This window comes from uncultured Caldilinea sp. (genome assembly GCF_937128415.1).
GTDB lineage: Bacteria > Chloroflexota > Anaerolineae > Caldilineales > Caldilineaceae > Caldilinea.
On sequence record NZ_CAKZMJ010000029.1, the window covers coordinates 1 to 9480 of the forward strand.

A 9480-nucleotide genomic window follows, 5' to 3' on the forward strand; every position below is an offset into this window, starting at 1 on the left:
CGCTATCTCGTGGTTTACTTCGGATACACGACCTGTCCGGACATCTGCCCGACCACGCTGGCGGATTTGGGCAAGGCCGAGAAATTGCTGGGCAAGGATGCGCAGCGCATGCAGATGCTGTTTATCACGGTCGATCCGGAGCGAGATTCGGTCGAGCGCATGCGCGATTATCTTGCCTTCTTTGGACCGAATTTCATCGGCTTGCGCGGTTCATTGCAAGAGACTGAAGCCATCGCCAGCCAGTTCGGCGTCGTCTATCAAAAGCAGTATCACAGCGCCAGCGCGACGGATTATCTCATGGACCACAGCGCCGCCGTCATCGTGCTCGACCCACAGCGACGGCCGTTGGTCTTGTTTCCCTACGGCGTCTCTGCAGAGCAACTCGCCGGCGATCTGAGACGGGTGATGCGCTGAAAAAACAGTTCAAAGATGCGTCGTTCGTCTTGACAACCGGTCAAGGCGTTCCACTGTAACGGCATGATCAACGTCCAACGTAGAGGAGAAAAGGAGCATTGCATGCGCAAAGAACCGGATACGCCGATGGGCACTGTCGTTTTGATCGGAATCTTTTTGATCCTGACGGTTGCGTTATGGTTCAACGCCTACTTTGTCGTCTTGTCTAGAGGAGCGAACTGATGAGCGAACACGAGCATGAGACCCAACACTCGACCGGCGGCGAGCCTGGCGCCGAAGCGCATGAGGAAAACGGCTGGCTGCACGTCGAAAAATGGGAAGGCGTCTGGATTCGCGTGGCGGTGGCAATGACGGTGGTCTTCATCGCCGCCATCACGGTGGCTGCGATGTCCTTCGGCATCACGGTGCCGGGCGCCACTGCGCGCATCAACCCGATGACGCTCAATGACCCGGAAAGCCCCTTTGCCAATCCAGGCATACGCGAGCTGGCGCCGGGAAAGTATGAGGTGTACATGGTGGCGCAGACCTGGAACTTCGTGCCAGACCGCATCGAAGTGCCGGTCGGCTCCGAGGTCACCTTCTATCTGACGGCGCGCGATGTCATCCACGGCATCAAGATCGCCAACACCAATGTCAACATGATGGCGTTGCCCGGTCAGGTCTCCGTGTTGCGGGCGAAGTTCGACAAACCCGGCGTCTACAACTATATCTGCCACGAGTACTGCGGCTACGTCGCCAACGCGCCGATCGGGCATCACACCATGTACGGTCAACTGATCGTCACAGCGCCGGACAACACAACGGAAACTGTTCAGGTCACACAATAGAGCAACGGAGGAATCGATCGATGTCTGTACAGGCAATCCCAGGAACACAAATCAAAGCCCAAGCGGCTTCGCCTGCGCTGACCGCCGAACATCTGAAACAGGTGGATCGCATCGCCGGCCTGAACATTCTGGTCGCCATCCTGGCGCTTTCGATCGGCGCACTGCTGGGCGTCTTCCAGGGCCTCGAACATGCGCGCGTCATCAACATCTACCCCTGGCTGCAACCGGTGATCAAAACCTACTATCAGGGGCTGACGCTGCACGGCGCACTCAACGCCATCGTCTGGACGACCTTTTTCATCTGCGGCTTTTTCACCTTCGCCTTCGTGCGCAGCCTCAACCGGCCGCTGAAATATCTGTGGATGAGCTGGCTCGCCTTCGGCGTGATGGTGCTCGGCCTGCTGACCGCCGCCGTGCCGATGCTGACCAACCAGGCTTCGGTGCTCTACACTTTCTACCCGCCGATGCTGGCGGACTGGGCCTTCTATGTCGGCCTGACGCTGTTGGTCGTCGGCTCGTGGATCGTCGGCTACAGCATGTACTTCACCTACTACGCCTGGCGCAAGGAGAACCCGGAGAAGCGGGCGCCCTTTATCGCTCTGGCCGCCACGATCACGATGGTGCTCTGGCAGATCGCCACGCTGGGCGTGGCCGCCGAGATCTTGTTCATCCTGCTGCCCAACGCCCTGGCGCCGGTGCTCGGCTTCACGGCGCCCGGCATGGATCCGCTGCTCAGCCGCACGCTCTTCTGGTGGTTCGGCCATCCGCTGGTCTACTTCTGGCTGCTTCCCGCCTATGTCTCCTGGTACGCTATGTTGCCGGCGCAGACCAACGGCAAGATGTTCAGCGAACCGCTGGCGCGGCTGGTCTTCTGGCTCTTCCTACTCTTCAGCACGCCGGTCGGCTTCCATCATCAGTACGCCGACCCCGGCATTCCGGAGATCTGGAAGTACATTCACATGATCTTCACCTTCGGCGTGGGCTTTCCGAGCCTGATCACGGCCTTCACCGTGGTCGCTTCGCTGGAGATCGGCGCCCGCGCGCGCGGCGGCAAAGGCTATCTGCGCTGGATCACGCGCCTCAACTGGGGCGACCCCTCCTATGCGGCGCAGAACCTGGCCATGATCCTCTTCATCTTCGGCGGCATCGGCGGCCTCATCAACGCCTCCTACAACGTCAACATGGCGACGCACAACACGATGTGGGTGCCCGGCCATTTCCACCTGACCGTCGGCTCGGCCACCACGTTGACCTTCTTCGGCATCTCCTACTGGCTGGTTCCCAAGCTGACCGGTCGCAAGCTCTTCACGCCAAAGCTGGCGCTGGCGCAGGCGTGGACCTGGTTCTTCGGCATGTTGTTCTTCGCCAATGCCTATCACATCCTGGGTCTGGTCTTCAGCGTGCCACGGCGCACCATGCTGGGAGAGGCGCCCTACTACAGCTCGCAATGGACTCCGCAGATGATCGAGTCGGTGGTGGGGCTGGCTTTTCTGACCATCAGCGCCACGCTCTACTTTGCCATCATGCTCTTCACGGTGCTGCTGCCGCGCAAACTGGACAAGCCCATCGAGATGCCGGTGGCGCAGCCGCTTGACCCGACGCCCGCGCCCAAATGGCTGGACACCTGGTGGCCGTGGCTCAACGGCGCCATTGCGCTGGTCATCCTTTCCTACGGTCCGATGCTCTTCCAGCTCATCCGCGACGCCCAGAACTGGTCGCGCGGCATCCGAGTCTGGTGAGGCGCTCACACGTCACTTTCTCCTCTTCCCACCGGCCTCCAGGCCAAGCACGCATCTTCCAGGAAGCTTTGAAACTTCCTGGAAGATGCCGCCCACTTTGCGCACGAACCCGGCAAGCGGTCAATCCCCGTTCGCCAATCTCTGAGATCGCCGACCTCCGACAAATTTTTTGCGATCGGAGACCGGCGCCGCACACTAGCCACTTGACCAGTTCACAGACTGCTACCCTGACCAGCATTACTTCTCCCCAGGTGCACGACGTGCCTTCACAGTGTATGGTTTACACTAATCGACGTATCGCAATCATATTTTTATTTTCTGTCTCACATCGTTGTGAGCTGACCGGCCGTTCAATTGCGAATCTTTTTACCAAGGAGAAATCTGCGATGTCTGTACTTGTGAGAGAAGAACAGCCAACCGTACGCCCTGGTCAAAAACAATGGGTTTTTCTGTTCGATGAACTGGACAAAGTGGAAGCCGCCTGCAACGCCAAAAGCTGGGACGACATTCGCGCCTTCCTTGGCGGCAAGGGCGCCAATCTGTTCGAGATGACGCGCCTGGGGCTTCCCGTGCCGCCCGGCTTCACCATTTCAACGGAAGCGTGCAACGCCTACCTGGAAAACAACCATGAATTCCCCGAGGGCCTGTGGGAACAGGAAGTGGCGGCGATGCACGCCATCGAGAAGAAGACGGGCAAGGTCTTCGGCGACCCGAAAAATCCGCTCTTTGTCTCCTGTCGTTCAGGCGCCAAATTCTCCATGCCGGGCATGATGGACACCGTCCTCAACATCGGCCTGAACGACGAAACCGCCGAAGGGTTGATTCGGCTCACCGGCGACCCGCGCTTTGTCTACGACTCCTACCGCCGCCTGATCCAGATGTTCGGCTCGGTGGTGATGGGCGTCGCCGACGAACCGTTCGAGGAGGTGATCGCCGAGCAAAAACGCAAGGTTGGGGTGAAAAACGACGTTGATCTCAGCGCAGAAGACTGGATGTACATCGTCGAACGCTTCAAGGCGCTGGTCAAAGCCTATAAGGGCATGGACTTCCCCCAGGACCCCTACAAGCAACTCGAGATGGCGACCCGCGCGGTTTTCAATAGCTGGTTCGGCAAGCGCGCCGTAGATTACCGCAACGCCACCGGCATTCCCCACAACCTGGGCACCGCCGTCAACATCGTGACCATGGTCTTCGGCAACATGGGCAACGACAGCGCCACCGGCGTCGCCTTCACCCGCAACCCGGTGGACGGCACCAAGGAGCTGTACGGCGATTATCTGATCAACGCGCAGGGCGAAGACGTCGTCGCCGGCATTCGCAACACGCTGCCCATCGCGCGCCTCAAAGTCGACATGCCCGAAGCGTTCGAGCAGTTTATGGAGATCGTCACCAAGCTCGAACGACACTTTAAGGACATGCAAGACGTCGAGTTCACGATCGAGCGCGGCAAGTTGTGGATGCTCCAGACGCGCAGCGGCAAGCGCACGGCGCGCGCTGCGATCAAGATCGCCGTCGACATGGCCAACGAAGGGCTGATCACGCGCCAGGAAGCAATCATGCGCGTCACGCCGGAGCAGGTGGATCAGCTCCTGCACCCCCAATTTTCGCCGGAGACAAAGCAGAAGGCGCGCAGCGAAGGCAGATTGATCGTCCCCAAAGCGGTCAACGCCAGCCCCGGCGCTGCCGTCGGCATGGCGGTCTTCGACGCCGACACCGCCGAGGAGTGGGGCAAGGCGGGCAAACCTGTCATCATGGTGCGGCCCGAAACCAAACCGGATGATGTGCACGGCATGATCGCAGCCAAAGGCATCCTCACCAGCCGCGGAGGCGCCACCAGCCACGCCGCCGTCGTCGCCCGCCAGTTCGGCACGCCGGCCGTCTGCGGCGCCGAAGAGCTCCAGATCGACGTCGATCATCGCATGATGTACGTCATCGTCAACGACCAAAAGATCGAAATCCGCGAAGGCGACTGGCTCAGCCTGGACGGCGGCACCGGCGAAGTCTATCTCGGCCAGTTGCCCACCCAGGAGCCAGACTTCGAGAATGAGGTCGAGCTGAATACGTTGCTCAAATGGGCGGACGAGGTTCGCAAGCTCGGCGTGTGGGCGAACGCCGATTATCCGAAGGATGCCGAACGCGCCCGCCGCTACGGCGCCGAGGGCATCGGCCTCTGCCGCACGGAACACATGTTCTTTGAGGAAGACCGCCTGCCCATCGTGCAGGAAATGATCATGGCGACCAGCAAAGCGCGGCGCCTCTCTGCGCTGGAGCGGCTGTTGCCGGTGCAGCGCAATGACTTCGAGGGCATCTTCCGCGCTATGGACGGCCTGCCGGTGATCATTCGCCTGCTCGACCCGCCGCTGCATGAGTTCCTGCCCAGCTACAACGAGCTGGTCTCCGAGCTGGCCGATCTCAAGGTGCAGCTGCAGCACTTCCATACGCTCAGCGAGATCGACAACGCCCTCGCCAAGGTGCGCCAGAAGGAAGACATCCTGAGCCGGGTCAAAGCGCTGAGCGAGGCCAACCCGATGCTCGGCCTGCGCGGCGACCGCCTGAGCATCGTCATGCCCGAGATCACCGAAATGCAGGTGCGCGCCATCCTCGAAGCCGCCGTGCACGTCAAAAAGGAAGGCGTGGACGTGCATCCCGAGATCATGGTGCCGCTGGCCGGCCACGTCAACGAACTGAAATACGTCAAAGAGATCGTCGATCGCGTGGCGGCGGAAGTTTTCGCCGAGGCGGGCACGACGGTGGACTTCAAGTACGGCTCCATGGTGGAGGTGCCGCGCGCAGCGTTGACCGCCGATCAGCTGGCGGAGGTGGCCGAGTTCTACAGCTTCGGCACCAACGACCTGACGCAGACCACCTTCGGCATGAGCCGCGACGACGCCGAGGCCAAATTCCTGATGGAATACACCGAAAAGGGCATTTTGCCGAACAATCCTTTCCAGCAGCTGGATCGCGACGGCGTCGGCAAACTGATCGAAATGTGCGTCCAGCTTGGCCGCAAGGCGCGCCCGGACATGCACATGGGCATCTGCGGCGAACACGGCGGCGATCCCAACAGCATCGAATTCTGCCACATGGTCGGCCTCAACTACGTCAGCTGCAGCCCCTTCCGCGTGCCCATTGCGCGGCTCGCTGCAGCGCAGGCCGCCATCAAGCATGGGTGAGCGGTTGGTTGTTCTCCGGTTTCCTCCTTGTGGAAGAGGCGCTGGCGCAGGCCGGCGCCTCTTCTATTGCTGAGATTTTTGTAAGCTCAACTCCGAGACAAAAACCGCCCTGAGCCAAGACCTATTCGTGATTCCACCTATAAATTTTAAGCCATCGGCCCTCTGACCTGACAAAACCTCGCTTTTCCTCCAGACAAAAGAGGGACGCCCAAACAACAAATGTCGTATTTCATCAATCAATTGCAGTAGCTCGTCCGCCTCGCTCGCCTTCCATTTCAGCAAAAATGTACAGTCTTTGCGCCCTATCAAGCGCTCCATAAAGCTTGCTATATTGTAAGCAAACTCGAAACGGACCCGGGAGAACGGAATTCATGAGGAATTCATTCAGTCTCCGGGCGTATGTGGGCCACATCCTTTCTGCACTTATTCTCTTTTGTTCATTCGCAGCGACGCCCCATCTCGCCCGGGCGCAAACGACGGAAAATCTCGAACCTGTTTTCTTAATTGCCTTTCAGGACGAGACAACCGAAGAGGAAAAGTCGGCTGCACTGGCCATGCTGGGGTTGACGCCGCAGCGTTGGCTTACGCATGCGAACGTGGTGCAGGCGACATTGCAACAGCAAGGCGCCGTTTTCGCCAGCCATGCCCTGGAGGCCGTTGCTCCTTATGTAGCCTACATCGAGCCTGACGTCGTCGTCACCGGCGCGCTCACGCCGAACGACCCGGCTTTCAACATCCAGGGAGACGTCTACGGGCAAACCCTCATAGAGGCGTTGCAAGGCTGGAACATCCACACCGGCGGTGCGGACGGAATCATCGCCGTGCTCGACACCGGCATCAATCTGAATCACCCAGAGTTCGCCGGTCGCATTCTTCCAGGCTATGACTTCATCAACGACGACGCTGATCCGATTGACGACCACGGGCATGGCACCCACGTGGCGGGGATCGCGGCAGCGGCGCTCAACAACGGCGCCGGCGCCGCCGGCGTCTGTCCTCAATGCACGATTTTGCCGGTCAAGGTGTTGGACAGCGGCAACAAAGGCACGTGGGGGACAGTCGCTGCAGGCATCTACTACGCCGTTGATCAGGGGGCGCGCGTGATTAATCTGAGCCTGGGCGCCACCGCCTCCAGCAAAACGTTGGAAAGGGCGATTCAATACGCCGAGGAGCACGACGTCATCGTGGTGGCCGCCGCCGGCAACGCCGCCAGCGAGACGCCTTTCTATCCGGCGGCGCTGCCCTACGTCATCGCCGTAGGCGCCACGACCGCTCAGGATGTCCTGTGGCCGCTGAGCAACACCGGCGAGCACATCGACCTGACGGCGCCAGGGCATCGCATTTACAGCACTTTTCGCAACCCGGAGTACGCCTATATGTCCGGCACCAGCATGGCGACGCCGTTCGTCAGCGGGCTGGCCGGCCTGCTGGTGAGCTTCAATCCGGCATGGACGCGAGACGAGATTTTTCAGTTGATGACGGCCAATGCCGATGACCTTGGCGCCCCAGGCAAAGACGCACAATATGGATTCGGTCGCATCAACGTCCATCGAACGCTCGTCGCAGCCAATGGCGGGGTGGACGCCCCTGAGCCCGCAGCGCCGCCCACGGACGAAGCAGAGCCGCCTGCAACGCCAGAGCCGTTCGATGCTACGACTCCGATCTATTTGCCGCTGATCACGCAAGGGTGAATCACCCCACAAAACAGAGCAATCCACGCCGTTGCCGGAGCCCTGACAGTTCTGTGATGTTTCTTTTTTAACCGATGGTGCTAGTTGAAAAAGTCATGAGGTGCACTGCTCCAAAAGTCTACCAAACAAAAGGAGCAAGCCCTCATGACTACCGAAGATTTTATCATTGAACGGCCTTGGTGCATATAAATCAGGATACAGGCAAAAGCGGGCGGAATGCTCCTCGCATCGTGGGCCGGCTTAGACCGGCGCATAGCTATCCGGCATGCCCAGATGGGTCATCCGATTGAGCGCCTGGCAGCGAATCCGCACCTGGGTGCGCTGCGTGGCGAGCAAACGCGCCCTCAAATGGTCCCCAAAGAGGGTTTTCAGGCGAAAAACGGTCGTTGCCGCCAGCGAACGGCGATGAGAGTGGGCAGCCCGTTTCCAGGCGCCACGGCCATGGCGGCAAATAGAGCGCAAGTTCTCATCGCGTGGATGGGGCGGTGCTTTGCAGTTGCCATGTGGCCAGATGCGGGCATCCCGGCGGGGTGGAATGGCGATGTGAGCGCCAGGACTGTGCGCCTGGAGAGCCTGATAGACGCTGCGCCGGTCGTAGGCGCCATCGCCTGCTGCGCTGGCCATCGGGTTTGCCACTTGCTCCAACATGGGCGGGAGCGCCTCCGCATCAGACACACCGGCGTCCGTCACTTCCACGGCCTGAAGTGCACCGCTCTGACCGTCCACCGCAAGGTGAACCTTGCGCCAGGCGCGCCGCTGCGACCAGCCATGTTGACGCACTTTCCACTCGCCTTCGCCATAGAGCTTCAACCCACTGCAGTCGAACACGAGGTGCAACGCACCTGTCGCCCGTTTGGAAGACTCACCTGCACCGTCCCACCCCGCCGCGACAGGGTGGTGTGATCGGGCATGGGCAGCGCCCCCTGCAAAAGCGGAAACGGCGAACGCATGCACCCCTCGGCGCCCCGGTTGGTCAGGTGAAAGACTTCCCGAAGGATCAACATCGCCTCAATCGCTTGCGCACTGGAAATGAACTGAGCCCCGCGCTGGGGCGGCCCAGCAGCGCGCCAGTTTTTCAACCCATCCTCCGACACCCAGACGGTCAGCGAACCCCGCTGGACCAATGCCGGGTCGTATTCCGACCAGTTGCGAACATGATATACTGTCTTGCGGCGCAGGCGAGTAGGCTTGGTTTTCTTGGTCATATCCCAAGTTTACTTGACCTGCTCCGCTTTTTACTCTTTCATGCACCAAAGCCCATATACTCTAACGTACATATCCCAGTGGGGAGGATCATGATGAAAACGCAAGCACTTGTTCTCTCATAAACGGGCGCCGGCTCCGGACATGTACAAAGGAGGATCATGATGAAAACGCAAGCCTTTGTTCTCTCTGTTCTGCTGCTGGCAGCGCTGGTCTTTGTGGGCCTGCCCGCGCCAAAGGCATATGCAGCAGCCCTCATCATTGTGAATACCACCGCCGATGAATTGAACAGCGACGGCGACTGCTCACTGCGTGAAGCGATCCAGGCGGCCAATACTAACGCTAGGGTTGACGCATGCACAGCCGGCAGCGGCGACGACACCATCGTCTTCGACCCCAACCTAGGCGCCGCGACGATTACGCTGACCATGGG

General features: G+C 60.0%; 8 protein-coding genes. 6 read left to right on the forward strand and 2 right to left on the reverse strand.

Annotation, left to right across the window (positions count from 1 at the left end; translation table 11 throughout):
- From Q0367_RS04730 to Q0367_RS04750, 5 genes are all read left to right on the forward strand, one after another.
- The coding region (locus tag Q0367_RS04730; protein WP_298981113.1) for an SCO family protein at positions 1 to 414 on the forward strand (414 nt) is incomplete at its 5' end.
- Positions 415 to 635: 221 nt separating this feature from the next.
- Positions 636 to 1241, forward strand: coding sequence for a cytochrome c oxidase subunit II (locus tag Q0367_RS04735; protein WP_297634723.1), 606 nt, complete (start codon positions 636 to 638; stop codon positions 1239 to 1241).
- A gap of 20 nt (positions 1242 to 1261) precedes the next feature.
- A complete protein-coding gene (locus Q0367_RS04740; protein ID WP_297634758.1) occupies positions 1262 to 2980 on the forward strand; it encodes a cbb3-type cytochrome c oxidase subunit I in 1719 nt (572 codons plus the stop codon).
- Positions 2981 to 3366: 386 nt separating this feature from the next.
- Positions 3367 to 6153: a pyruvate, phosphate dikinase gene (gene ppdK, locus Q0367_RS04745; RefSeq protein WP_298981114.1), complete on the forward strand. Its 2787-nt coding sequence runs from the start codon at positions 3367 to 3369 to the stop codon at positions 6151 to 6153.
- Between the two features lie 371 nt (positions 6154 to 6524).
- A complete protein-coding gene (locus Q0367_RS04750; protein WP_298981115.1) occupies positions 6525 to 7844 on the forward strand; it encodes a S8 family peptidase in 1320 nt (439 codons plus the stop codon).
- A 240-nt stretch (positions 7845 to 8084) separates the two neighbouring features.
- Here Q0367_RS04750 and Q0367_RS04755 read toward each other — a convergent pair whose 3' ends face one another.
- Both Q0367_RS04755 and Q0367_RS04760 read right to left on the reverse strand, forming a co-directional pair.
- Positions 8085 to 8672 (reverse strand): IS5 family transposase, encoded by a 588-nt coding sequence (locus Q0367_RS04755; RefSeq protein WP_298981116.1) that lies wholly within the window; start codon positions 8670 to 8672, stop codon positions 8085 to 8087.
- Positions 8651 to 9049 (reverse strand): transposase, encoded by a 399-nt coding sequence (locus Q0367_RS04760; RefSeq protein ID WP_298981117.1) that lies wholly within the window; start codon positions 9047 to 9049, stop codon positions 8651 to 8653. The genes Q0367_RS04755 and Q0367_RS04760 overlap by 22 nt, the downstream gene beginning before the upstream one ends.
- Positions 9050 to 9208: 159 nt before the next feature.
- On the opposite strand from Q0367_RS04760, the gene Q0367_RS04765 reads away from it, so the two are divergent.
- Positions 9209 to 9480: CSLREA domain-containing protein (locus tag Q0367_RS04765; RefSeq protein WP_298981118.1), on the forward strand; the 272-nt coding region annotated here is incomplete at its 3' end.

Bases quoted from the DNA above. Each gene is read 5' to 3' on its own strand.
- Q0367_RS04735 (WP_297634723.1), top strand. From the start codon at position 636: ATGAGCGAACACGAGCATGAGACCCAACACTCGACCGGCGGCGAGCCT.
- Q0367_RS04760 (WP_298981117.1), bottom strand. From the start codon at position 9,049: ATGACCAAGAAAACCAAGCCTACTCGCCTGCGCCGCAAGACAGTATAT.
- ppdK (WP_298981114.1), top strand. From the start codon at position 3,367: ATGTCTGTACTTGTGAGAGAAGAACAGCCAACCGTACGCCCTGGTCAA.
- Q0367_RS04750 (WP_298981115.1), top strand. From the start codon at position 6,525: ATGAGGAATTCATTCAGTCTCCGGGCGTATGTGGGCCACATCCTTTCT.
- Q0367_RS04740 (WP_297634758.1), top strand. From the start codon at position 1,262: ATGTCTGTACAGGCAATCCCAGGAACACAAATCAAAGCCCAAGCGGCT.